Here is a 25,719-nt window from a genome sequence, read left to right as displayed (position 1 = left end):
GCACTTATTTTGCTTAACAATATTACGTTTTATGAAAATCGTAATACTGATCAAAATGGGGAGCTGTCGATATGGGTTATGTTGCAAAGGAATTTACGCGAAAGAACAAGCTGATTCTCAGTATTTGTTCTTTCGTTATTCCAATATGTCTTTGGTGCGCAATCAGTTACTTACCTTTTGTTTGGCATCCTCAAGTACAAATCACGAGTTCGGGAAGTGTTTCTTACTTACAAGTGGGAAGTCGCATTGATAAAAATGTGTTCTATCTCGAAGCACAAAATGCAGTCAATCGAAATTCTGCACCACCACAAGGTATTTTAGTCAATCCGATTTATTTACCCGCTCCTCATGAAGTCGCTCAGGCTTTGGTCACCGCCTTTACCACACCACCAGAGCAACCCGATTCGCCGTGGTTTCATCAAAGTTTATGGCACAGTATTAAACTGGTATTTTCAGCTTTTTTTATCTCTTCGCTTATGGGGATTCCACTCGGTATTTTGTGTGGTTTTTCTAAGCGCATATCGCTGTTAACAGAGCCTTTTGTCGAGTTTTTCCGTTACTTGCCTGCACCGGCTTTTGGCGCACTTGCCGTGGCAATTTTAGGAATTAATGACGCACCTAAAATCGCAATTATTGTGATTGGTACACTTTTTCAGCAAATTCTCATTATTGCCAATACCACCCGAATGGTTGATCGAAGCTTAATTGAAGCTGGCTATACGCTTGGCACCAATAAGCTGAAGAGTTTATTCCATGTAGTGATCCCCGCTGCCTTACCCGATATTTACCGTGACTTACGGGTGTTATTGGGCTGGGCTTGGACCTATTTAATTGTTTCAGAGTTGATTGGTACGACTTCGGGTATTACATGGTTTATTACCCAACAAGCACGCTATCAAAATTTTGACAATGTCTATGCAGCCATTCTGATTATTGGGGTGATTGGTCTGGTATGTGATTGGGTATTAATGAAGTTAGGTGAGCGGATGTTCACTTGGAAAGTAGGAGCAAAATAATGAATGATTCAACATTTAACGCGCATGAATACTTTCAAAAAATTTATGAACGTCCTGTTATTTTAGAAGCTAAACAACTGAGCCAAGTCTTTAAGCATGGACAAAGCGAACGCACTGTTTTAAATAAGCTCGATTTAAAAATTCATAAAAGAGAATTTATTTGTGTGATTGGCCCTTCCGGCTGTGGTAAATCGACCCTGAGCCGTGTCATTGCAGGTTTAGACCCATATCATAGTGGAGAAGTTTTAGTAGACGGCGAATGCATTACAGGCCCATGTCCTGAACGCGGCATGGTGTTTCAGGGCTATACCCTTTTCCCTTGGAAAACCGTAAAAGAAAATGTGATGTTTGGTCCGCAAATGCGAGGAGCCAGTCAAATGACAGCCGAGGCTCAAGCACGTGAATGGATCAATATTATTGGTTTAGAGAAATATGAGAATCAGTATCCACATCAACTTTCTGGTGGCATGAAACAGCGCGTTGCAATTGCGAGAGCCTTGGTCAATCAACCTAAAATTTTACTGATGGATGAACCTTTTGGTGCGCTCGACCCTCACACTCGCCAAAAAATGCAAAAACACTTAATGGATTTATGGCAAAACATTGATATCACCATTATTTTTGTCACCCATGACATGGATGAAGCTATTTTACTTGCAGACCGAATTGTGGCACTCAAAGCCAACCCAGGTGAAATTAAGGAAATTATTGAAGTGAATTTACCGCGCCCACGTTCACTGGACTTAATGAGTACCCCTGAGTTTAAACAGCTCCGCTCACGGGTTGATTATCTGGTACACGCCGAAGAAGACGAGCTTGACCCAGCTTTGCAAGATTTACCAAAAATTCCGCGTATGACTCAAGTCAGTACAGAAAAATAAGAAAGACATTAAAAAGCCCAAGCTGAACTTGGGCTTTTTTATTGATTGGGCTTATTTGAGTTGTTCTATGAGTGTCGGATAAATCAGCCCATCTACATTTTGCTCAGTTTTATAAATACCATTTTCAACATTAAATTTATTTACGTGATAAGTCGAACCATAAATCGAGTCAAAACCATCTGATTTAGCAAATACCTTTTTATTGGCATTGATATCTAATAGATGCGTCCCGCTAACCATCAACTCATATTGTTTCGGGTCAACCCCTGAACGGTTTGCCATGATTTTAACTGCATCGGCATGGGTTGCAGGGTCATTAATATATTTAACTGTTTTGTCCCACACCTGAATGATTTTTTTCCATTCTTCTTGATGGGCAGTTAAATGACTCATGTTGACGGTCAGAGTGTCATAAATTAAACCCGGCTTGTCTTTAGAGGTATAGATAATTTTAGAACCCGCTACGGCTTTTAATGCTTGACCTGCAACAGGTTGCCAAACAGCAATCGTAGAAATATCTGGGCTATTGAACACTTGAGGTAATTGGTTGGTTGCTGAGTTTACCAGCTTCACGTCATTGGCTTTAATGTTATGGTCGGTTAAAGCTGTTGCTAGTAAAAGATGATCAACCAAGCCTTTTTCAACGCCGATTGATTTTCCTTTTAAGTCTTGAATGGTATTAATTCCCTCTTTTGCAATAATGACATCATTACCCGCAGAATAATCTGTTGCCATGATCATCATGCCTTGAGTGCCCCCCGAAGCTGTTACCAAATTATCGCCATTGGTGACCAAAACGGCATCAAGCTGATTTGCCGAAAAAGCCGAGAGAGAAGCGGAATAATCAAACCATTTAAACTCCACATTTAACCCTGCTTCTTTTAACCAACCTTTTTCAATGGCTACTTGCCAAGCCACCCAGCCTGGCCAATCACTATAGCCAATGGTAATTGGTTTTGTATTTGTGGTTGCCTGAGCATCCTGTTTGGCCTCGGGCACTTTAGCCGTATTGTCACACCCACCCAATACAACTGCCGATAAAATAGATACGGATAAAAACGCTTTTTTAATCATATAGAAACTTCCCCAACATTTTTACTAACAACATTTTGAGCGGTTTGATTGAGTGACTGTATATAGGCTCGCCAGCCTCCAAAATGGCTAATATCGGTTGCATCATGAAGGGCATAAGCTTCGCAAATAAAACCTTTGACCCATGTTCCATCTTTTAATTTAAGGTTGCCAATACCAAGTGGTGCAGGCACTTCAGCCACAATGGCTCCGAAATTTGCTAAAGGAACATCCCACACTTCAACTTCAATTGACGTACCTGTCGCATCGCATTGCAGCCCCGGTTTTGGTGGCGTGGTATTTTTTAAGGCAAATAGTTTATAGGCTTCTGCTGTCTGGGTTTTCTTGAGTAAAGTGGCATTACGACTAGTCAGCTGAAAATTAAGTGGCATGCCTGTTAAGTGCGCTCCCACGACCGCAAGCTGCACTGAATGGTTGGACTGGATCTCTATACTTTTTTGATAATGTTGAGTTGATTTACCCAAACTCAGCGGTGTTTCGGTTTGCCAGAGCTGCGCAAAATTAGCCAGTGCCTGATCGTGCCAAGCGGATGCAATAAAGGTTACACCACTTGGTAAACCATCCTCACGCAGTACATTTGGTAAGGCCAAAGCAGAAAGATCGGCAAAATTTACAAAGTTGGTATAGGCCCCCATGTGCGCGTTTTTAGTTAGCGGGTCAGCTTCAACTTCTGCAATGGTGTAAATGGTTGGTGTAGTTGGAACCATCAATGCATCAAAAGGTTGAAGTGCCAAATTAATTTTTCGGGCCAGTACTGCACGGTTATATTCCGCTTGAAGTGCATCTGTTGCTTTGAAGCGATCTGCCTGCGCAATAATCTGGGCAATAACCGGATGGGCTTTGTCACGTGTTGTCATGCGTTCAACGGCGACTGTTCTTTCTGCTACCCATGCATCATTATAAAGTGCAACAGCAAGCTCATTAAACGCGCTGAAATCAATACTCTCAACTTCATAACCTAGTTTTTTTACACGCTCGATTGCAACTAAAAAGGCTTTTTCAGATTCAAGGTCGCCATAAAACTCAAGCTGAGCAGGAATGGCAATTTTTCGTTTAGAAAACTGAGTTGGTACATTGGCTGGATGTGCTCGTGAATATTCATCTGTTTCATCATAGCCCTGCATTAAACTGGCCACTGTCCAAGCATCATCAATATGCAGTGCAAAAATAGAAATGACATCAATGGTCCGACAGGCAGGAATTAAACCTGTAGTAGAAAACCAGCCCTTTGTCGGCTTAAGACCCACAATATTATTATGGCCCGCAGGAACACGGCCTGACCCCGCCGTGTCTGTTCCTAAACTAAAAGGCACTATACCGTTAGCCACTACTACCGAAGAGCCTGAGCTTGAACCACCGCTGATGTATTCGGGCTTAAAACTATTTTTTACTGCACCATAGGGAGAACGAACCCCAACCAGTCCAGTCGCAAACTGATCGAGGTTGGTTTTGCCCACCACAATCGCTCCTGCTTTTTTCAGCTTGGCAACTACAGCAGCATCTTGTGTCGCTAAATATTGAACCTCTTTACAGGCAGCAGTGGTGTGAAAACCAGCGACATCAATGTTGTCTTTAACTGCAAATGGCACACCGTACAGCGGTAAATCAGCAATGTTTTGATCTTTTAAAACATTAATTTGTGATTGAATTTGCTCAACGGAGGCAATTTCAATCCATGCATGGTCATCATTTTTAATTTCTGCAACATAAGCAATCAGACTTTCAATATGGATTTGTCCAGTTTGATATGCTGTTTTCCAGTCTTGGATAGTCCATAAATTTTTCAACACGCTACTCCTCATTTAGTCATTTTGCTGTATAGGCGGCATCACGGCATCCATCAGTTCTAAATGCCCTTTAATCACCCCTTTAAGCACAATAAATTGCTGGCTAATTTGTCTGAGTTCAGAGCTCGCACCCTGCATTAACATGACTTGCAATATCTTTTGTTGGTCGAGCTGAATATGAAGTGAACTAATCACCTGAGTTAAAAACTGTTGTTGTAAATCAACCAATTGATTGCGTAGGGTCATTTGGCTAGCGTCGTAAAGCAGCGTCAAGGTGCCCACCATCACTTCATTCGCCTGCGCCTGCTCTGCAATCAAGTGTTTATTAATCATGTCAACAATGGCTTGCGAACGACTTTCGTAGTTCTGCTCGACAATTTTCTGATCGAGTGCGTTGAGTGTCGTTTCAGGTACGGTAATACTGATTCGAGCTAACTTTTGTTTTGCCACAGTCTTATCCTTTTGTTTTAGTCGGATAATTGTTTTGTTTGATATATACGCCTGCACGTACGCTGAGCAATTCGACTAAAAAGGCTTTTAAAGTTTGCTTTGGTTGGGCCACGGGTTTTACATCGTTCATATCGCACCTCCAGCTTGGTATTACCAAATTCAGTTTTTGTATTACTGATAAGAGATGCAGAAAATGTGCCAGTTTTTAAGCGCGGTTTTGATGGATTGGATGGGTACTTATGAGTGATTTTTGGGCAAGTTCTTTAAATTTGTGCAAAATCAGGGCATACAAAAGTGAAAATAAAAAAACGTAGTACAATTGGTCAAATAAATTTCAAATTAAAATTATTTTGTAATATCATGAATTTAACAATTAAGCCTTTATCACTTTTGAAATATGAATAATAAATTATATTATTGGCCTGAAAACGTTGATAATTATACTGCTTACAATGAAGATAACTATAATAAAATTCTTGAAATAAAAAGATTAAATTTTTTTATTGGTAAAAATAATGCTGGAAAAAGTAGATTTCTAAGAAATTTTTTTAGTAGTAAAACGCCATCCCACCGTTATCAAATAAAATTATTTAGACAACTTTTAGCTGTTTCACAAGAACTTCAAGAAAAAGATGAATATAAATATTTAAAAGAGAGAGGTTCATATAGTGACTTCCTTTCTCAATTAAATACTTTTCAGGAAACCTTAAATTATTCTGTCGATAGTTCTGCCGAACAATTTAAACTCTGCCTTGATTACTTAAATAGTATGGGGCTTTTACATAAATTTGCTCCAAATCAACATTCTATTAATTTAAAAAATGAATTTAAGGAACAATATCAAGATAGTTCCGATCTAAGTTTAGACTCTGAAAAATTCTATCTTCCTATACTTAGAGGTATGCGTCCTGTTACCGAAATAGAAAATAAACAACCCTATATGGAGCGGGCACAAAAGGACTATTTCAAAAATATTCAGAAATTTAATGCAAAAAGTATTATTACTGGCGAGTCTCTTTATCAGGAGCTTAAGATCCATCTACTTGGTGAACCAGAACAACGCGACCTTATAAAAAGCTATGAAAATAAACTTAGCCAATATTTTTTTGATAATGAACCAATATCACTTATCCCTAAACATGATCAAGATGTTGTTAATATAAAAATAGGCTCTGACAGACAATTCCCTATTTCAGAACTTGGTGATGGTCTACAACAAATCATTATTTTGACTTATGAAGCATTCATTAAAAAACAACAAACTCATTCCTTTTTTGTAGAAGAACCTGAGTTGCATATGCATGCTGGTATGGTCCGCCAGCTCATGAATTTTTATTTAAATGAAACTCAACATTATTATTTTTTTACTACACACTCGAATCATCTTTTAGATATGGTAGATGAATCAGACCACGTTATTATCCAAAAATTTGTTAAACAGCCTAAATCTGAAGATCCAAAAGAATTTGAATTTAAAATTTATCGTTGTGATAGAGATCGAGACTTACTTGCTTCATTAGGTGTAAAACCCTCTTCAGTCTATTTAGCCAACTGCACAATTTGGGTTGAAGGTATAACTGATCGGCTTTATATCACAAAATATATGGAGAAATTCTTAAGTGAATTAAAAACAGTAAATACAGAATTATATAAACAATATCGTCGTTTTATGCCCAATTATCACTATACCTTTGTAGAGTATGCAGGAAGTAATTTAGTTCATTGGGATTTTAGTGATGAGTTTACAGGCCATTTAGATGATCGAGGCATGAATGCCTTACTTACTACAAGCAGTGTTTTATTAATTGCAGATGGTGATATCCGGAATAAAAGGGACCGTGTAGAACAACTAAACCAAAGTTTAGGTGATAAGTTTTTATTATTACAATGTAAAGAGACAGAAAATACAATTCCAACAAGTCTAGTAAATTTAGCATGTAATATTAAGTTTTCTGGTTTAAATGCAGCTTTAGCTAGCGATGAAGATTTAAAAACTATACTTAGTGATTATTTGTCTATTGATGGTATGCAAGATTCAAGTAAAGAAGGTTTTGATATTAGTCGCTTATCTAAAGATGTAAATTATTTTCATCAAGAACATGGTATTGGAAAAATAATAGATAACCACATCAAAGTAGATGAACTTCAAAATTCGGATGACAATCCCAAGAGATGCTTCGCTGATAAATCAGGAACAATTAAAGAAAAATTAAAATTTTGCCGTTTAATTTTAACACTTATGGATCATGTGGACTGGGAATTAACTCAATCGGCAAGAGAGCTTTGTGAAAAAATTTTTATTCATATTAGTACTAGTAATACTTCTAAAACTTCGTAAATTAAGTAACAGCTCTTTTAAAACAAAGCGAATCTTTATCATTACCGACTAATCATCGTATGTGCCCATACCGATAAAGACTCTAAAACAGGCTTGAAAGTCTGGCCCAATTCGGTCATTTCATACACCACTTTAATTGGTGCTTTTTCACCATAAACTGTTCTGGATATTAAGCCGCTTTGCTCTAATTGTTTAAGTTGAAGGCTTAAGGTCATTTCTGTGATTGTTGGCATTAATTGATTGATTTCATTAAAACGTTTTGGTCCATCTTTTAGATAATACAAAATAACGCCTTTCCATTTTCCACCAACCAAGTCCATAGCCATACTGATATGACATGGATAAGTTTTTCCATTCATGCTGATTTCACATTTATTTTCAGTATTTGCCATTTTTAACGCCACCTATCAACTTTGATAGTTATTGTACGCGAATACTATAAAAATTATAGTGACTATTATTTTTATAGTTACAAGGCATTATTATGGCTTTACTTATTTTGGCCCATCCCTACTACGCTCAATCGATTGCAAATAAAACGATTGTGAATGAACTCGTAAAAACCTACCCAGACCTTGAAGTCCGAGATATTTCCCAGCTCTATCCAGATTATCAAATTGATGTGAATGCTGAACAAGAGGCCTTGTTACGCCACGACACCATCATTCTGCAATATCCAATGTTCTGGTTTAATATGCCGGCAATTTTGAAGTTATGGTTTGATGAAGTTTTCACTTATCAATTTGCTTATGGCTCTCAGGGCGATAAATTAAAAGATAAAAAAGTCATTATTAGTATGACGGTCGGGCAAAAAGAAGCTGACATGGTGAACGACCGAGAAAACTTAGCCGATAGCTTTTTAAAAGCGGTTCAATATTCAATTCAATATACGCAAATGCAGTTAAGCGGCACTTACTTGCTTTATGACGTATCACCTTTATCAGGCAATCCAGAGTCGAAAATTAAATTAGAAGCGGTTGAACATGGTCATAAAGTATTAAAGCATTTGACCGAAGCATAAGGTTTAAAGAGAGCATCGATATAGATGCTCTCTTTTGGTTTAAGCGACAGGCGCCAAGGTAAATAGCACTTGTCCCGTTTTTACAGTTTGCCCTTTTTCAATGGTAATGGTTTCAACTTTCATGCGTTCAGGCGCAATAATCGGGATTTCAATTTTCATTGCCTCAATCACCGCAAGAGTTGCACCTTCTTCAACAATATCTCCCGATGCACATTCGATTTTCCAGATTGAGCCTGGCATATGCGACTCAACTGCACAGCCCCCTTCAGGAATAACTACGGTTTCACCTTCATCAACAGCATCTAGGCTTTCAGAGATATATTCTTGCAAACCGGCTTCATGCCAACGGCGGCGTTCAGCCTCAAAGTTGGCTTGTTGCATGTCTTTAAAGGCTTGGATGCTATCTTGATGTGTTTTTAAAAACTCGTTGTATTCTTTTAAATTGAGCACACCATCTTCAATGCGAAGTTGTAGACGGCCCGCCTTAAAGTCTTCACGCATTTGCAGAAGTTCTGTTTCAGAGACTTCATAAAACTTAACTTGGTCAAAAAAGCGCAGTAGCCAAGGCTTACCCTCTTCGAAGTCGGCATTTTTACGGTAACGGCTCCACATTTGAGTGGTACGGCCAACAAACTGGTAGCCACCCGGCCCTTCCATACCGTACACACACATATAAGCACCGCCGATACCCACGGCGTTTTCAGGTGTCCAAGTTCGTGCTGGATTATATTTTGTAGTGACTAAACGTTGGCGTGGGTCGAGTGGTGTCGCAACGGGTGCGCCTAAATACACATCGCCTAAACCCATAACTAAATAGTTAGCACTGTAAACCACATCTTTAACCGCTTGCTTTGAAGCTAAGCCGTTAATACGACGAATAAACTCGACGTTATCTGGGCACCACGGCGCATCTGGACGAACAATTTGCGTGTAGCGTTCGGTGGCAAGCTGAGTTTGTGAATCTTCCCAAGCTAAAGGTAAATAGACAGTCCGTGAAGGCACCTGCATATTTTGAATGTCGGGTAATTCGGCTTCTGCTTGTTGAAGTTTCTGTAAAAGCTCAAGTTGATCGAGCTGGATTGAATCAAAATGAATTTGTAGTGAACGGATGCCCGGTGTTAAGTCGATAATGCCCTGAATGTTTTGATCTTTGACCCATTGCATGAGTGCATGAATACGGAAGCGTAAATTTAGGTCGAGTACTAACTCACCATATTCCACCAACAAATAGCTATTTCCTGCTGGTCGATAGGTAATACTTGGCAAGTCGCCCTCACCTTGCAAAGTTGCCAAAACTGCATCTTTTAGAGTATCGGATTCTGCTTGAATGGCTGGGTTAAAATCAGTTAGCGTTGTATCAGCCGCGATTAAACTTTGATGATATTTTTGATCGAGTGCTTTTGCTTGCGGGTAACTTACAGGTACAAATTTGACTTTATCGCCTGCTTTAAGTTGCCCGATTTTCCAAAGCTCGGAATGAATCACCACCGCAGGACATACAAAGCCACCTAAGCTCGGACCATCGGGACCCAAAATAATTGGCATATCGCCCGTAAAATCAATTGCCCCAATCGCATAAGCATTGTCGTGAATATTGGATGGATGTAAGCCTGCCTCGCCGCCATCTTCACGTGCCCATTCAGGTTTGGGACCAATTAAACGAATGCCTGTACGGCTTGAGTTATAGTGAATTTCAAACTCATTGGCAAAGAACGTATCAATATCTTGTTTGGTAAAAAAGTCTGGTGCGCCGTGTGGGCCATACATCACGGCAATTTCCCAGTTTTGGGTAAAGCTAGGAATTTGTGCTTGAGCTAAAGTCGTGGTCGAGTGAGTGGAATATTCAGTAATCGGTAACATATCACCAATTAATAGATTACGTCCCGCATGTCCACCAAACTGACCCAAAGTAAAAGTAGCCTGTGACCCTAAATAGTCAGGAACATCAAAACCGCCTTTAATGCCAATATAGCTACGGCAGCCTGAACGAATGATGCCACATTTTAAAATCTGACCTTTTTTCACATTGATGGTTTGCCACATCGGCACCAGCTCACCATCAAGCGTTGATGGCATATCACCACCTACAATCACAATTTGGCTGTCGCAGTGAAATTTTAAGGTTGGACCTTGTAAGGTGCATTCAAGCCCTGCTGTATTTGGTTCATTGGCTAAAAGCTGGTTTGCCACAGTTAAACTGAGTGGATCGATGGCACCTGATGGCGGCACTCCGACATCCCAATAACCCAATCGGCCTGTTACGTCTTGAATGGCGGTTTGAATACCAGCCTGTAACACCTCAATTTTTTGTGTTTTCCATTCAAATGTATTTAAAAAACGAGTGGTTTGGGTGCCTAAAGCAAACACATCGCAAGCAATAATGTTTTGTAAATACTCCAGATTAGTTTCGATACCTGCTACCTGCGTGTTTGCAAGACTAGCACTCATTGCCTGTATGACTTGGTCCCGTGTTGCAGCAGTCACGATGATTTTGGCAATCATTGGGTCATAAAAAGACGATACCGTTGAACCTGTCTCCACCCATGTTTCGACTCGGGCTTGCGGATCAAATTTAACATGCGTAAGCAAGCCGGCACTCGGTTGGAACTGTTTAATCGGGTCTTCGGCATAAAGACGGACCTGAATCGAATGTCCTGCTGGTTCTAACTTTTCGGTCGGCGCTGACCAGTCGCCACTTGCTAAAGTGACCATCCACTCGACTAAATCGACATCAAACACTTGCTCGGTCACGCCATGTTCGACTTGTAAACGCGTGTTGACCTCTAAGAAATAAAACTCTTGGGTTTCAGTGTCCATGACAAATTCAACTGTGCCTGCCGAACGATAGTTCACCGACTGCATCAGTTGAATCGCAACTTTTTGAAGATAATCACGTTGCTGTTCATTTAGGTGTGGTGCGGGTGTTTCTTCAATCACTTTCTGATTACGGCGTTGCACTGAACAATCACGCTCACCCAAGGCTAAAACTTGCCCTTGCCCATCACCAAAAATTTGCACTTCGATATGGCGCGCATGCTGTACAAATTTCTCTAAATACAAACCAGCATCTTTAAAATTGACCTGCGCTAAATAAGAAACGGTTTGATAGGCGTCTTTTAATTCGGTTTCGTTCCAGACCAGACGCATGCCAATACCACCGCCACCTGCGGTACTTTTAAGCATGACCGGATAACCAATTCGGGCCGCTTCAGTTAAGGCTTCAGCTTCGTCTGCAAGGAGTGAACTGCCCGGAAGTAAAGGCACGTTGCTTTTAATAGCGAGTTCACGTGCAGTATGTTTTAAACCAAAATCGAGCATTTGGCTTGAAGTTGGCCCAATAAAAGCAATGCCTTGGCTTTCACACAAATCACAAAACTCAGCATTTTCAGACAAAAAACCATAACCAGGGTGAATGGCTTCTGCCCCCGACTGTTTAGCAACCTCAAGGATTTTTTCAATATTTAAATAGCTTTGATGAGCAGGCGCAGGACCAATCAAGAAAGCTTCATCAGCCAAAGTCACATGTAGAGAATCACGATCGGCTTCGGAGTAAACTGCAACCGAAGCAATACCGAGTTTTTTAAGGGTACGAATCACGCGACAGGCAATTGCACCACGGTTGGCAATCAGAACTTTTTTAAACATGCTTACACCCCTTCCGCTTCACGGACAACCAGTTGAATTTTGGTTGGGTTATAGGCATTACATGGGTTATTGAGCTGCGGACAATTGGAAATTAAAACAATTAAATCCATTTCTGCCCGAACTTCGACATATTTACCCGGCCCTGAAATTCCATCATCAAATTTAAGCTGACCGTCTGGCGTTACTGGCACATTCATAAAAAAGTTAATGTTTGGGCCGATGTGACGGACATTTAAGCCATGCTTTTTTGCAATGGGATGTTTTGCCAAAGCATACATAAAATTGTTACGGCAACTATGCATTGGGTAAGTTTCATGTGCATAACGAACTGTATTACTTTCACATGAGCAGGCACCGCCAATGGTGTCATGACGCCCGCAGTTATCATCATGAATAACCGCAATTGGGCGGCCAAAGTTACTGTAAAGCTTGGTGCCCTTTTCTAAATAAATGTGTTGATTGATGGCCAAAGTATCCATTGCGCTATAACGCTCAGTTGGGTTTTCGGCACTCATAAACAAAGTATCGACCGCTTGGTTTCCCTCAAGATCAATAATTCGAAAATATTGGCCTTTTTTAACCTCACACATCCACGCTTCACCCGCAGGACAAACTTCATTTAAAACTGCTTTTTCAAATGATTGTAAAACTGTCATGATGCTTCTCCTGATTTAAATATTGCTAAGTGCGTAGTAGCGGGCTGTGTTTTGAAAGGCACGCTGATTTTGCGAACACGCATCACGACAAATATCGCTGTCTGTTAGTGAATTGGCTTTAAATAAACTGAGTTGAATATCGGCAGGTTGATAGCTTGAGCTGGTGTCTAAACCATGCGGTGCGGCAGATAAAAATAGCAGGCAGTCCATTTCAAAACGCATCTCAATGGTTTGATCGGTGTTATCTGAATTTACATAAGACAAAGCACCGCTTTCATCTGCCGCAACTTTAGAAAACAGGTTAACCGTGGCACTCAGGTCTTGGCTGGCAAGTCCGTATTTACACATTTCAATGAGTAAACTATCTAAGCCGTTTTGGTACATATCATTGCGGGTATCTTGAAATGTACAAGTACCAAATTGCTTTTCAATTTGTTCAGGTCGGCTTGGGCCACAGAGTGCATCGTTCCAGCCATGATCATCTCGAACAATTGAAGCCATGACACGACCAAGATCTGAATAGAGCACATTGGAAGCTTTTAAATAGGCAGTATGTTGCCCTTTTAAACTGTCGGGCATATTAAAACGTTCCAGCACATCGGCAGCATTTACACAGAACAAAGAAACGTTTGCCTGAGCGCCAAGTGATTTAAATCTAAGAATTGTTCCTTTTTGAATACGGCCCGACCAGTGATGTCCACCGGGTAAAAGTTCGGTCCAAATCGCCTGATTGTTATGATAACTTGCAGTGTTCATAGCTACTCCTGTCGGATAGTTTTAGACTTCCTCCCGGGCTTTTATCCCTCCGTGTAGTTCGCTAGGAACCGTGAACTCTCGGTCCAGTCATACATGAAGTATCGGAACCCTAGATCACTTTTGATTGTTTATAACTATGCAAATGACATGCCAGCTTAGTATTACGTTTTTGGTTAAAAGTAATACTAAACTTGATCAATTGGGGTGCAATTTAGAGTAGAGAATAGATGGCTGCATAAAAAATAGTGCATTTTTTAAATTAGCTGCAACTTTAAAACTGATATAAGAAAGTCCCCAAATCATTAGGGACTTTTAAGACAAATGGGCGAACGAATAAAATACTAGACACATTTTAAGGGATCAGAATTACCTTACGGCAGTCCTCTTCTCTTTTATTAAAAATGCGATATCCCTCTGCGGCATCTTCTAATTTCATGCGGTGAGTAATGATGGCTTCAGGTGTTAATTCACCACGCTCAATATGTTCTAATAGTTGTGGTAAATATTGATGAACATGGGTCTGCCCCATTTTAAAGGTCAAGCCTTTATCAAAAGCATCGCCAAATAAGAAACCATGTATTGGACCTGCATATACACCCGGTACACTCACCACACCACCACGGCGAACCGCTGCAATACATTGGCGTAAAGCAGCCCCACTTGAGCCTTCAAGTTTGAGGGTTGTTAGCGCAGTTTCAATGATGCTACCTTTCGCCTCGAAACCAATCGCATCAATCACCGCATCTACACCACGGTAGTTGTCTGTATTTTGAATAATATATTCAGCAGCATCCACTTCTTCAAAATTGACTGGAATAGCCCCATAAGTGGCAGCCGCATATTCCAATCGATATTGATTGTGATCGACCATAAATATTTTTTCTGCACCGAGCATCTTGGCACAAGCAGCACTTAATAGCCCAACTGGACCAGCACCATAAATAGCAACGGTTGAGCCACGTTTGACTTGGGCATTGGTCACTGCCTGCCAAGCAGTCGGCAAAATATCAGTCAAGAAAAGTACTTTTTCATCTGACAATGAGGTTGGTACTTTAAAAGGACCCTTATTGGCTTTTGGCACACGCACATATTCTGCTTGGCCACCGGGAATACCGCCGTATAAGTGGCTATAGCCAAATAAAGCTGCACCGGGTGGAATTTGTTTTTTATTAATAATTGCACCGCGCCCTGTATTGGTTTTTTCACATGCAGCAGTCAGGTCGAGTTGGCAAAAGAAACATTCGCCACAAGCAATCACAAAAGGAACAATCACACGATCACCCTTTTTCACTTGGGTAACGGCGGGGCCAACTTCCTCTACAACTCCCATAAACTCATGACCAAAGATATCTCCATGCTCGGTCTTTGGAATTTTGCCTCGATATAAATGTAGGTCAGAACCACATATTGCGGTTGCTGTTACGCTTAAAATAATGTCATCTGGTTCTTGAATAATAGGGTCCGCGACCGTTTCAACTCGGACATCTTCGGCACCGTGATAGGTAAGAGCGCGCATTTTCATTCCTCTCATTTTTATGATGTCATTTGATTATGAAGAGGCTTTCTTTACCGTTTGCAACGATTCTTATTTTTCACGTAAGGCATATAGTTCAAATGCAACGGGATAGAGATTTGAGTAACAATTAATGAATGAGCAATCATTTTCAGCGAGAGATATTTTTCTTATCTGACCTTGTAAAAAGCCAATCATCTCTATAATAAAATGATTGGCTCTGCCCTAAACGCTGACTCAATCTAACTTAAGTTGCTGTCTGAGCTTCAAGATATCGACCAATCCTTTGTCTCGGGTTTGGTATAAATCGATATCTTTATATTGTGTTAACAACTGATTGGTTTCTGCTTCTAACAAGTCAGTTGTTTCGTCTGAATGTTGAAATGCTTGCATGTCATTCCACCACTCTGTCATTGGGGGGCCTAAATGATGAATCGCCTCTTTAAAACCCTTTTGGTTTGCAAGTTGCATATTAATATAGGGACCAAATAGCGCCCATCTTAATCCCGGCCCACTGGTAATCGCGACGTCAACATCTTCGGCAGAGCACACGCCTTGTTCAACCAATGAAAAAGCTTCTCGCCATAGCGCAGCCTGCAAGCGGTTTGCCACATGTCCTTTTACTTCTTTATTTAAAATGATTGGTTTCTTACCTAACTGTTTATAAAACTCAGAAGCCTGTTTTAAAATTTGTGGATCTGTCAAATTACCGCCAACGATTTCAACCAAAGGCAAAAGATGAGGAGGATTAAAAGGATGACCTAATAAAATACGTTCAGGATATTGAGTCTCTTTTTGAAAATCAGACACTTTTAAGCCCGATGAGCTTGAAGCAATAATAGTGTGTTCAGGGCAATATGACGTGATTTCTTGATATAGCTTTTGTTTTAAATCTAAACGCTCTGGAGCATTTTCTTGAATAAAATCTACATCTGAAACCGCATCTTTTAAATGATTAAAAACTTCCAGATTAAGCAACACATCTTGTAGAGAATGGATGTGCTTAGCGTTTTCATCTAAAGCCAATAAATCATTTAGATTTTCATATATTCTTTTTTTTAAGATCGCTTCATCTATAGGATAAGGGTCATAAACCTTAACTTTAAATCCTTTATATAAAAATAAGGCCGTCCAACTCGCACCTATAACACCAGCTCCCACAACACCAACCGTTTTAATGACTTCCATATTTTCCTCGTAAAAATGTTGTTTTATTCGAAATTTCTTTACCCAATGGAATGCTTAAACCAACATAGCAGATTCAACCAATCAATAAATTTAATTGTTTATATTTTATATAATTTGTCCTATATTCCCTATCTTGAAAATTTTATTCCTTTCGCCAATACGGCTTAATCTTTTACCACTTTCCAAACTTTATTTACTGAATTTTATGTCAAAAAATCTAGCAACATTGATTGGTTTAAGCGCCATTCTCATGTGGGCATCTATGGTCGGTCTGATGAAACAAGTCAGTGCCGCCATTGGACCAGAAATGGGTGTCACGCTTATTTATACTCTCAGTGCGCTACTGTTGCTTGCCATTTTCAGAGTTCCAGACTTTAAACTGATTTCTAAAAAATATTTAATATTGGGTACAGTTCTGTTCGTTGCTTACGAGCTGTGTTTTTCATTTGCGATTGCTTATTCTCAAAGCCCTCAACAAGCGATTGAAGTCAGTATTGTTAACTATTTATGGCCGAGTTTGACAGTTTTGGCTTTCGTTATTTTTAAGGAATTAAAGTTTAATTTTCTTATTATTTTAGGCTTAACTTTTTCAATTTTTGGCATTGTTTTTATTCAAACTGGAAGCGGTGATTTTAGTCTAAAGAGTATTGTCGATAATTTTCATAGCAACCCGCTGAGCTATATGTTGGCTTTTGCAGGTGCCATCATTTGGGCTTTTTACTGTGTACTCACCAAAAAAATGAGTAATGGACAAAACCCGATCTCTATTTTCTTTGTTTGTGTCGCACTAACACTATGGCTCAAGCTGCTTCTCTCGGGGCAATTTGCTATTCCTTCAATGGATATTCCAACTGTAATCACCCTTTTAGTTGCATCTGCTGCAATTGGCTTTGGTTATGCGGCATGGAACATTGGCATCATTCATGGAAACATTACCATGCTTGTGGTGGCCTCTTATTTCACTCCTATTATTTCATCTATTTTGGCAATGTTTGTTTTACAAACTCAATTATCCTTGAGCTTTTGGCAAGGAACAGCAATGGTTACAGCTGGTTCATTTATTTGCTGGATTTCAACAAACTGGTCTGTTATTCAGCCTTTCTTTAAAAAAATAATAAAACGGCAGGAAATATCATAAAGTTACCGCAATGAATTTTTCGGGCTTCCGAGAACTCCGACGAACTAGAATTCCCCCATTGCCAAAAGCGTGCTAACATCCAAATTCTGACAATCGTCCATGTCAAAATTATTTCTAGAGGGAATAAGATGTTAAAAACTCAAAAAATCAACATCGTACAAGAATTTGATGCACCCATAGACAAGGTCTTTGCAATCTTGAGCGAACATGAAAACCTAAGCAAGCTTTTCGCTCCAGCTAAAGTAACTCGGATTAGCAACGGAAAAGACGCTCGCAATGGTGTCGGCTCTGCACGCAAGATGTCTATTCCATTTACCCCTTCATTTGTAGAAACAAATTTAGTCTACAAAGAAAATGAACTCATCGAATATGCAATTACCAGCGGCATTAGCCCAATTAAGGCTCACCGTGGTGTAATGAAATTTAGCGACTTGGGAAACAACCGTACTCGCTTGGATTACACCATTAGCTTTAAAGGTCGCGTTCCTTTTATTGGCCCGATCATTAAAGCAGCCTTACAAAATGGTGTAAGCCGTGGGCTTAAAAAACTTAAGTTTTAATTGAGATATATCAAATAAAAGCCCTTTATCGGGCTTTTATTTTTAAGTAGATTTATTGAAGAGCTGGTATATCAATTTCTAAAAATAGTAAATTCGAAAACTTAATGACAAAAACAAAAGCCGACTCGTTAAAGTCAGCTTAATTCTACAGTTTGAGAGAATTGCTTAAATAGTTTTTGTTCGTGGCAATCTTCTATCTATTTTCTTTTTCTAAAATTAATTTACACCTTAGTTATGACTGTTTGATTAAAAGAAAACAGAAAGATGAGATAAAAAGCAAATTAACTCACACTTAACAAGAATAATGCACAACAATTAACATTTCATAGAGATGATGTATATCAATTAAATCTTTAGAAATTTTCTAAAGTTCAGTATGCTGAAATGACCTACTATTAGAAAATAATCCATACAATGGAACATCAGTGCTTGTTAAAGGAATTAAATTCACTTATTGAATATTATTCCAAAAGAACAGATTGTCCACCTACCAGAATTCGCATAGGTTACAGAGCCTATGCAAAACTCATGCAGAATCCAAAATTTGCTGATGAAGTCTCAAACTCTGCCTTAGATCCAAACAAACGTAAATATAAAAAGATGAAAATCAAAGTTACGAAAGATGATGATCAACTAGAACTCGAATGAATAAAGGATGGACTAATTAATATGCTTGATAATAATTTTCTTTACAAACTACTTAGAATTAACACTTTTAATGTATTCTGGTAGTGCCAATTTTGGCTCACAATAACTCGGTATATTTTTATGCGGTTTCAGTTTTTCTTGATCTATAGCCAAGCCTCCTAATAGCAATGATTCACCTAATTTGTATTGTTTTTTTGACTTACTATCTTTAAGTCCGGCAATATTATTTTGATCATCAAATATGATTTCATAGTTTTTAGGCACTACTAGGGTATGAATAGTTTCTTTATTATCGCTTTTCACTAGAATGGATAAACAGTTGTTGTACAAGACTAATTTACCAGACCATATCGCTTCTAACTGATGTAAATCTTTATCAAACTTTAAATCTTTTGAAAGAATAAAAAACTGCTTATAAGATTTTTTCGTATTTGCCTCATGAGTAATCTTATTAACTGAAACTTGGTCAGGCGTAGGCGTTGAGTTGACATTTTTTTCTTCAGCAGAACATCCATGTAGAAATGGCATACATAGTGGAAAAATAGACAGCAATATTCTCTTCACAAATTAAATCCTTGTATATAATATTGATTATAAAAATATTTATTCAGTTTATTGGCAATATAGAAATTTTATCATTTTTTATATTTTTAAACTTCTCCACCTATGATAATGCATGTAATAGTCAAACCTGTAGTCCTGTTTGGATTCGAGTAAAAGGGACTTCCGCTTCGGGCACTGGATTTGGACAATGTAATGAATACTATTACATGTCTACTGACGAACTTTATAATTTAGGCTTTTCATTAGTATATTAAATATGAATAAACGAAATATTTTAATTACTCTTCTAACTGGATTGGTCATCTTGCTTAATGGATGTACCAATCCTCCTCAGCCTCAAAACAAACTTATTGTACCGAAACTTGCAGACACTGGCGGTGCTGATAATGCAAGTTATAGTGAGGCACAGATCAAAATCGAGGGCTCTTGTATTTATTTAATGCAGGCGAATGAAAGAATTCTCCCTATTTTTGCGATTAAAGATGCTTATTGGGATAGCAATAAGCATCTTTTAATTGTTGACTCAAAACAATATAAAGATGGTGACACTATTGCTTATGGTAGTGGAGAAGCTTATTCCATAAATTTGAATAACTACAATTGGATCGTTAAACCTGATACCACTTGTGATCTAAATAAAGGAATTATTATCAATCAACTTATAGATCCTATTACCAAAAAGTAAATAAAAAGCCCAGTCACGGGCTTTTATTTTTAAGAAGTGTTTGGGTTTATCGTTAAGACAACATTATTAAAAAATATTCTAGTAACTTGTCTCGTTCATCTACACTGTTTTTACTTAAAAGCTGAACCATTGCCCCATCAATCACAAACAAAAACATGTAGGCATCTTTCATTGAAGCGGTGGTTTTGACGGTTAAAAGCAGTTTATAAATTTCATTGATTAGCCAAGTTCTATATTCAATCACCACGCTATAGGCTTTTGGGTAGAGCTTTTCAATTTCCAAAATTGCTTTAAACGGTAAATGATAAAAGCCATTTAAGTCGGCATGTAGAAGGTAAATTTGCTTGAGTTTATCAAGCACCATTTGTTCACGGTAAGAATTGAAAATTGAAAATTGAAAATTGAAAATTGAAAATTGAAAATTGAAAATTGAAAATTGAAAATACTTTTACTTTGAGCGCATCTTTTTGAAAAGTGAGACACATCTCGATCAGTCGTGCTTTTGAGTGAAAGTCGTTATAGAAAGTGGCTTTGGGAATTTTGGCTTCTGCAATAATTCGGTCGACACCGACCTTATGAAAGCCATCTTGATTAAATAAATCTTTTGCTGCGTGAAGCACTCGCAGCGCTCTAAATGAAGATTCTAAATTTTTCATGTATACCGCTTAAAATATTTTTTTGTTGTATCTAAAAGAGATAGAAATGCCGTCACTCTTAAAATGAGTGTTAAAAACAGGCATACGAAAGCTGCACAAAAATGGTGTGCTGACCTATCTCGGGTTTATTGTTGCTATGATTTTTTAGTCGTAACGATCTAAGGTCGTAGAAAACCTAGAGTCGATTAAACCGTTTTAAAGACTGTTTAATTGGTATGGACGGAAAGATTTTGGCAAAGGCCAATAAATGAGAAGAATTAGTACGCATAGCGGACTCCTTTGTTAACAAAAGAAATCCTACCGATCACTGCTAAATGATGGTGGCAGGACGAAAGAGGGTTAGCAGACTGGCAACAAAGAAACCAGCACACCCGAAGGTGTCCCCCTTCCGCCCTACCGTAGAGAAAAAGGGGGCGAACGAGATCACGATACACAAAACAAGGTTTCGTATATCGTCTTTGTTAAATAGGGTCTGCTAAAACCCGCTAGCAATGTAGGCCAGCCCGCAAAGGATAGTATTCGCTTTTGTTGTCGTCAAGCACAGAAAATATAGTTTGTATTAAGTTCGAGCGGTTGGGAAATAAAAAGCCATTACAGTGTGATTAATGGCTTGGTATCAGATAGATTTATTTTAAGAGCCTAATTGCATGTAGTATCTTCTGGACTTACTACTTTAGCACTTAAAATATTATTCTTTTTAGATATACAGATTAACTCAGAGAAATTTTTATTAGATTCCAAGTTAACATCATATACCTTTTTATCTTCAAAAACTGAAGCTGGAATAGACAAACAATCCTCTGATTTAATAGGAAATTTTGCGTCTTTACCTTGATAATTTTTATCATAAATACTTTTAAATTCTTGGTTTGGCTTATATTCACCAACAAAGACAATGAAATAGTTATCTGGTCCAAGATATGTATGTTCATTATCAGTATAGATACATATATCATTATTTTTAACAGTAACTTTTAGTTCGTGACTAATAGGTTGAGCACACCCAACATTCATTAAGATAGTACAGATTAAAGCTAGGGATAGTTTTATTTTATACATAAGTATTTATATCTCTATTTACATACCTCTTTGCCAGCTTCCAAATACTCTAGAGAAGACAGAGAACCTTCTTGTTGAACACAAATATTAGCACTAAACGAGCTATTTATAGTACTAAGAGTGATTTTGTAGGGAGTATCTTTTTTTTTTTTATTTAAAGGGATATATACGCAGTTACTTTCTTTTACAGGTAGAATAGTCTTATCGTAGACTTTCTCATATTCACTTTTATATTCTTTAGAAAAATCAATTTTCCCAATATGTACAAGAAAATCATCCTCTCCATAATTCTTAGGTTTATTAGTAAAAATACATAGTTGATCTTTTTTAATTTCAACATTTAAGTCTTTACTCTGTTCTTCACAAGCTGACAAAACAAATAAAAGAGGTAAGAATATAAAATGTATAAGTTTTTTTATAATTTAAAAACTAAATTTATCTTTAGATAAAATTACTTAAACCATTCAAATAATCGATCTAAAAAAAGTAGCTTTCTTTTCAGAATAATCAAAAGGCTGATTGTTACATTCATAGCCATCCTTTACTTCCGTCAATATAATTTTCTTTGAAGATTGATTTACACATATCCTTCTTGCATAAGCTTGTTCCATATCTAAAGAAACATCAAAAGGTATTGCCTTATTAAAATAAGAACTTGGTATAGGGATACAAGAGTTCTTATCTATTGGCATTTTTATATTTTTATAAATCTTGCTGTATGTACTTTTATAATTTTCTCCAGAAACAATCCCACCCATATATAAATATATTTGATTATTATATGGTTTTGTATTTATATCATTAGTATAAACACAAATACTCTTATCTTTAACGATTGCATAAAGTGGTTTTTCGGGTGAAGCAAAAATATGAGCACTACCGAATAATAACAATAATAAAATATAGCTTCTTTTCATAATTTTTATGCTAACATCCCCTTTAATAAACTCTACACTTTAATACTAGTTAATGCATTCACGCACAAAGTTTTCTTCATTCCCTTCGGAATAAACTATATTATGATCTTTAATACAAAAATTTACTGATTGCATTACTACACCTGGTTCATTAATAATGCCCTCTCTCGAAATAGAAAGATAGTATGGCTTATTTTCTTGAATTTCATAACTTTTATAATTTCTAACAACAATTTCGGATACTTTTCTTCCAATACTTTTCTCTAAAACTTTCTTGTATTTTAAACTATTTTCTTTTCTATCAATCAAACTTCTTATTTCATACCTATGAATCATTATTCCATTTTTATTTACTAAAAAATGAATATCTGAGTTACCCATATTTACCTTAATTTTATTTTCTTCTTTTTTAGAAAAAAAGCCATACGCAACGTAGCATACATGTAGGAAAAATATAATAAAAATAACCAATATTACTTTATTTCCAACAGATAATTTTTTCATTTCAACAGCTCATAATCTCTTTAAAAACAAAGGTATTTTAATTTATACATTAACATTTATTAAATTTTAAATAACTATTCTTCAAATAACGACAAAGCATCTTTATTTCCATTTTCTGCTGCTTTTCTTAGCCACTTTTCGGCTAATTCATTATTTTGTTGTACGCCTTCACCTTTATAATACATCATCCCTACAGTAAATTGTGCTTCGTCATTTTCCTGTTGAGCAGCTTTGCTATACCATTCGAACGCTTTTTTATAATCTTGATTTACACCTTTCCCAAGAGCATATACCGCCCCCAAGTTATTTTGTGCTTTTTCATTTCCTTGCTCAGCAGCGTTGCTATACAACTCAAAGGCTTTTTTATCACTTAGCTCTACGCCCTTACCTTGTGCATAAAGTGCTGCAAGATTATTTTGCGCATCGGCATAATTTTGTGCAGCAGCTTTGCTATACCAGTCAAATGCTTTTTTATAATCTTGGGTTACCCCATAACCTTCTTCATAAAGTATGCCCAAAGAGTATTTAGCTTCAGCATTATCTTGTGCAGCAGATTTGCTAAACCACTCAAAGGCTTTCTTATAGTTTTTAACTCCACCATCACCATTTGCATAATATGCACCTAAATTACTCTGTGCTTTTACTTCCCCTTGTTCAGCAGCTTTACTATACCATTCAAATGCTTTTTTATAATTTTGCTCTACCCCTTGTCCAAGAGCATACATTGCTCCTAAATTATTCTGTGCTTCTGCATTCCCTTGTTGAGCAGCTTTGCTATACCATTCAAAAGCCTTTTTATAATCTTGAGGAACAACTTTCCCCTCTACATATAGTTCACCAAGTTTTGCTTGAGCTCCTGCATCACCTCTTTCTGCTAACCGAGAAATATCTTTGAAATCTGGCTGATGACTACAAGCTAATAAGTTGATTGCTAAGAAAACAATACCAATTTTTTGAAGTTTTTTTCTTAAAATTAAAAACATAATTAATATTAAATTGCATTTGGTGATAAATATATTTAATGGATTTTAGCATAAATTCTCAAACACAAATAAATGGGTAGAGAATCCAAACAAAATGAGCTGATTGGGCTAAAACCCAATCAAACCCTACTTATAAAACACTCACTAATCCATCAACTTTTTACGGCGATACAACCCACAATTTCCAGAAAATAGCGCTGCCAATAAACAAGTAATAATGGCATAAGTGGCAACATTCATTCCAAATAGCTCTATGGCTAAAATAATAGAAGTTAACGGCGCCTTACTTGCTCCTGAAAATAGGCTCACCAAGCCTAAGCCTGCAAGCAATGAAATTGGCAAGTTTAAAACTGCACCTAAAGCATTACCTAATGTCGCCCCCACATAAAACAGTGGTGTAATTTCACCACCTTTAAAACCAGAACCTAAAGTAATAGCGGTAAAAACGGTTTTATTAAAAAAGTCGTAAAACTCAATCGGTACATAAAAAGATGAAATAATTTTATCTGTACCCAAACCGTTGTATTGCTGATGTGCGGTGAACAAAGTAAGTAGCATAATGACAATACCACCCACCATCGTTCTTAAGGGCAAATAACGAATGTATTTATAAAAGATATCACTGGCAAAATGAATTGCAGCAATAAAGAAACGTGCAACCAGACCAAAGATCAGACCTGCCACAATTAAGTTCATGAGCGTACTAAAATGAATGGCTGGAAACTCACTAATCACATAAAAAATATGTGGGTGGACAATATCGAATAGCTCAGGGATGGTCGAAGCAATGAGAGCCGATACAAAACATGGAAAAATAGCTGAATATCTTAAATTACCTAAAGCTGTGATTTCTAAACCATAGATTGCACCCGCTAGAGGCAAGCCAAATACCCCTGCAAAGCCCGCACCAATACTGGCGATTAAACAAATTTTTCGGTTATCTTCCGAAACTTTTAATATATGGCTCAAGTGATCAATTAAAGCACCTGAAAGCTGAACGGCTGGCGCCTCACGCCCTGCCGAACCACCAAATAACTGCGTTAAAATTGAAGTGATAAAAATGATAGGACTCATTCGTTTCGGAATAAACGACTTAGGTTGATGAATTTCATCAATCAGTAAATGGGTTCCCCGTTCAATGGGTGATCCATATTTTTTAATGAGATAACCAATCCCAAACCCTATAAAGGGTAAGAAATAAATGAGCCAGTGATGCAGGCTTCTTACTTTATTAGAAATATCAAAAGCCACAAAAATTAAAGTCGATGCTAGCCCAGCGACGACTCCAATCACAATCGATATGACGAGCCAATAGACACTGTATTTTAGAATTTGATCATATTCAGATGAAGGTAGAATTTTCATTCGCGTTCTTCAATTCGCCTTTGAGTGGATGATAAATTCTCAATTTTTTTATTCTGCCAGCTCATTAAGTGAGAAATGCTTAAACTGGGCTAAAAATTAAAGCCCGCATAAGCGAGCTTTTATACAGTGATTAATTTTGACATCACTAAACTGTGATAAATATCTCATAACCAGCACAAGCTTTCAAGTTGAAAATGGTTAACGAGTACTGTGAAAATAGCTAATTTACTTGATAGATAAAAATATATTCCGACTGACCTGACTAAATTAAAATCTAGTCAGGTGAAATCATTTATT

General features: G+C 37.6%; 25 protein-coding genes, 1 pseudogene and 1 riboswitch. Of the genes and pseudogenes, 8 read left to right on the top strand and 18 right to left on the bottom strand.

The window, feature by feature from the left end; translation table 11 throughout:
• Positions 1 to 71 precede the first annotated feature (71 nt).
• Both MSG66_RS04550 and MSG66_RS04545 read left to right on the top strand, forming a co-directional pair.
• Positions 72 to 1,016, top strand: a complete 945-nt coding sequence (locus tag MSG66_RS04550) for an ABC transporter permease (RefSeq protein WP_202742451.1) — start codon at positions 72 to 74, stop codon at positions 1,014 to 1,016.
• Positions 1,016 to 1,897, top strand: a complete 882-nt coding sequence (locus tag MSG66_RS04545; RefSeq protein ID WP_001000088.1) for an ABC transporter ATP-binding protein — start codon at positions 1,016 to 1,018, stop codon at positions 1,895 to 1,897. Before MSG66_RS04550 ends, MSG66_RS04545 begins: the two co-directional genes overlap by 1 nt.
• A gap of 51 nt (positions 1,898 to 1,948) precedes the next feature.
• On the opposite strand, the gene MSG66_RS04540 is transcribed toward MSG66_RS04545, so the two are convergent.
• From MSG66_RS04540 to MSG66_RS04525, 4 genes are read right to left on the bottom strand one after another with little or no spacing between them, the layout of a single operon-like run.
• A complete protein-coding gene (locus MSG66_RS04540) occupies positions 1,949 to 2,971 on the bottom strand; it encodes an ABC transporter substrate-binding protein (RefSeq protein WP_324652590.1) in 1,023 nt (340 codons plus the stop codon).
• Positions 2,968 to 4,779, bottom strand: a complete 1,812-nt coding sequence (gene atzF / locus MSG66_RS04535) for an allophanate hydrolase (protein ID WP_324652588.1) — start codon at positions 4,777 to 4,779, stop codon at positions 2,968 to 2,970. Before atzF ends, MSG66_RS04540 begins: the two co-directional genes overlap by 4 nt.
• 12 nt (positions 4,780 to 4,791) lie before the next feature.
• On the bottom strand, positions 4,792 to 5,226 hold the full coding sequence (locus MSG66_RS04530; RefSeq protein WP_032070478.1) for a CopG family ribbon-helix-helix protein: 435 nt from the start codon (positions 5,224 to 5,226) through the stop codon (positions 4,792 to 4,794).
• A gap of 4 nt (positions 5,227 to 5,230) precedes the next feature.
• Positions 5,231 to 5,356, bottom strand: coding sequence for a hypothetical protein (locus MSG66_RS04525; protein ID WP_017390353.1), 126 nt, complete (start codon positions 5,354 to 5,356; stop codon positions 5,231 to 5,233).
• A 267-nt stretch (positions 5,357 to 5,623) separates the two neighbouring features.
• Here MSG66_RS04525 and MSG66_RS04520 point away from each other — a divergent pair, with 267 nt between their 5' ends.
• Positions 5,624 to 7,564 carry an AAA family ATPase gene (locus MSG66_RS04520; RefSeq protein WP_324652584.1) on the top strand — a complete coding sequence of 647 codons (1,941 nt, stop codon included), beginning with the start codon at positions 5,624 to 5,626 and terminating at the stop codon, positions 7,562 to 7,564.
• A 41-nt stretch (positions 7,565 to 7,605) separates the two neighbouring features.
• Here the strand turns inward: MSG66_RS04520 and MSG66_RS04515 are convergent, their stop codons facing one another.
• A complete protein-coding gene (locus tag MSG66_RS04515) occupies positions 7,606 to 7,956 on the bottom strand; it encodes a helix-turn-helix domain-containing protein (RefSeq protein ID WP_324652582.1) in 351 nt (116 codons plus the stop codon).
• 92 nt (positions 7,957 to 8,048) lie between these two features.
• On the opposite strand from MSG66_RS04515, the gene MSG66_RS04510 reads away from it, so the two are divergent.
• Complete coding sequence (locus tag MSG66_RS04510) at positions 8,049 to 8,585, top strand: NAD(P)H-dependent oxidoreductase (protein WP_262471569.1); 537 nt, start codon at positions 8,049 to 8,051, stop codon at positions 8,583 to 8,585.
• A 39-nt stretch (positions 8,586 to 8,624) separates the two neighbouring features.
• Here the strand turns inward: MSG66_RS04510 and uca are convergent, their stop codons facing one another.
• From uca to MSG66_RS04485, 5 genes are all read right to left on the bottom strand, one after another.
• Positions 8,625 to 12,230, bottom strand: coding sequence for an urea carboxylase (gene uca / locus MSG66_RS04505; protein ID WP_324652579.1), 3,606 nt, complete (start codon positions 12,228 to 12,230; stop codon positions 8,625 to 8,627).
• Positions 12,231 to 12,232: 2 nt separating this feature from the next.
• Positions 12,233 to 12,886, bottom strand: a complete 654-nt coding sequence (locus MSG66_RS04500; protein ID WP_003651023.1) for an urea amidolyase associated protein UAAP2 — start codon at positions 12,884 to 12,886, stop codon at positions 12,233 to 12,235.
• A 15-nt stretch (positions 12,887 to 12,901) separates the two neighbouring features.
• Positions 12,902 to 13,642, bottom strand: a complete 741-nt coding sequence (locus tag MSG66_RS04495) for an urea amidolyase associated protein UAAP1 (RefSeq protein WP_324652576.1) — start codon at positions 13,640 to 13,642, stop codon at positions 12,902 to 12,904.
• A gap of 28 nt (positions 13,643 to 13,670) precedes the next feature.
• Positions 13,671 to 13,766, bottom strand: a riboswitch (guanidine-I (ykkC/yxkD leader).
• 228 nt (positions 13,767 to 13,994) lie between these two features.
• Positions 13,995 to 15,158 (bottom strand): zinc-dependent alcohol dehydrogenase, encoded by a 1,164-nt coding sequence (locus tag MSG66_RS04490; RefSeq protein WP_324652574.1) that lies wholly within the window; start codon positions 15,156 to 15,158, stop codon positions 13,995 to 13,997.
• A 234-nt stretch (positions 15,159 to 15,392) separates the two neighbouring features.
• Positions 15,393 to 16,343, bottom strand: a complete 951-nt coding sequence (locus MSG66_RS04485) for a 3-hydroxyacyl-CoA dehydrogenase NAD-binding domain-containing protein (RefSeq protein ID WP_324652572.1) — start codon at positions 16,341 to 16,343, stop codon at positions 15,393 to 15,395.
• 205 nt (positions 16,344 to 16,548) lie between these two features.
• Here MSG66_RS04485 and yddG point away from each other — a divergent pair, with 205 nt between their 5' ends.
• The 3 genes from yddG to MSG66_RS04470 all read left to right on the top strand — a co-directional run bounded on the left by yddG (position 16,549) and on the right by MSG66_RS04470 (position 18,689).
• Entirely contained in the window at positions 16,549 to 17,481 is a 933-nt protein-coding gene (yddG, locus tag MSG66_RS04480; RefSeq protein WP_324652570.1) for an aromatic amino acid DMT transporter YddG, read from the top strand.
• Positions 17,482 to 17,609: 128 nt separating this feature from the next.
• Entirely contained in the window at positions 17,610 to 18,041 is a 432-nt protein-coding gene (locus MSG66_RS04475; protein WP_016138615.1) for an SRPBCC family protein, read from the top strand.
• Between the two features lie 414 nt (positions 18,042 to 18,455).
• Positions 18,456 to 18,689, top strand: coding sequence for a hypothetical protein (locus MSG66_RS04470; protein WP_042897364.1), 234 nt, complete (start codon positions 18,456 to 18,458; stop codon positions 18,687 to 18,689).
• A 48-nt stretch (positions 18,690 to 18,737) separates the two neighbouring features.
• Here the strand turns inward: MSG66_RS04470 and MSG66_RS04465 are convergent, their stop codons facing one another.
• Entirely contained in the window at positions 18,738 to 19,253 is a 516-nt protein-coding gene (locus MSG66_RS04465) for a hypothetical protein (RefSeq protein ID WP_324652566.1), read from the bottom strand.
• Positions 19,254 to 19,509: 256 nt separating this feature from the next.
• Between MSG66_RS04465 and MSG66_RS04460 the strand changes: the two genes are divergently transcribed.
• Positions 19,510 to 19,938 carry a hypothetical protein gene (locus MSG66_RS04460; protein ID WP_324652565.1) on the top strand — a complete coding sequence of 143 codons (429 nt, stop codon included), beginning with the start codon at positions 19,510 to 19,512 and terminating at the stop codon, positions 19,936 to 19,938.
• A gap of 52 nt (positions 19,939 to 19,990) precedes the next feature.
• Here the strand turns inward: MSG66_RS04460 and MSG66_RS04455 are convergent.
• From MSG66_RS04455 to MSG66_RS04425, 7 genes and pseudogenes are all read right to left on the bottom strand, one after another.
• Positions 19,991 to 20,594 (bottom strand): annotated as a pseudogene (locus MSG66_RS04455) (TetR/AcrR family transcriptional regulator).
• A 639-nt stretch (positions 20,595 to 21,233) separates the two neighbouring features.
• Entirely contained in the window at positions 21,234 to 21,653 is a 420-nt protein-coding gene (locus tag MSG66_RS04450; RefSeq protein ID WP_324652563.1) for an NF045616 family extracytoplasmic (lipo)protein, read from the bottom strand.
• A 14-nt stretch (positions 21,654 to 21,667) separates the two neighbouring features.
• A complete protein-coding gene (locus tag MSG66_RS04445) occupies positions 21,668 to 22,072 on the bottom strand; it encodes an NF045616 family extracytoplasmic (lipo)protein (RefSeq protein ID WP_420714247.1) in 405 nt (134 codons plus the stop codon).
• Between the two features lie 45 nt (positions 22,073 to 22,117).
• Positions 22,118 to 22,570, bottom strand: coding sequence for an NF045616 family extracytoplasmic (lipo)protein (locus MSG66_RS04440; RefSeq protein ID WP_324652559.1), 453 nt, complete (start codon positions 22,568 to 22,570; stop codon positions 22,118 to 22,120).
• Between the two features lie 45 nt (positions 22,571 to 22,615).
• The gene (locus tag MSG66_RS04435) at positions 22,616 to 23,074 is read right to left on the bottom strand and encodes a hypothetical protein (RefSeq protein WP_324652558.1); all 459 of its coding nucleotides are present in this window, start codon (positions 23,072 to 23,074) and stop codon (positions 22,616 to 22,618) included.
• Between the two features lie 74 nt (positions 23,075 to 23,148).
• Positions 23,149 to 24,057, bottom strand: coding sequence for a tetratricopeptide repeat protein (locus MSG66_RS04430; protein WP_324652557.1), 909 nt, complete (start codon positions 24,055 to 24,057; stop codon positions 23,149 to 23,151).
• Between the two features lie 144 nt (positions 24,058 to 24,201).
• On the bottom strand, positions 24,202 to 25,422 hold the full coding sequence (locus MSG66_RS04425) for a chloride channel protein (protein WP_324652555.1): 1,221 nt from the start codon (positions 25,420 to 25,422) through the stop codon (positions 24,202 to 24,204).
• Positions 25,423 to 25,719: the final 297 nt, after the last annotated feature.

The sequence above is a fragment of the Acinetobacter sp. IK31 genome, assembly GCF_035615195.1.
Taxonomy (GTDB): Bacteria; Pseudomonadota; Gammaproteobacteria; order Pseudomonadales; family Moraxellaceae; genus Acinetobacter; species Acinetobacter calcoaceticus_C.
Note: the sequence above shows the minus strand (reverse complement) of the source record. Positions and strands in the feature narration are given on the sequence as shown.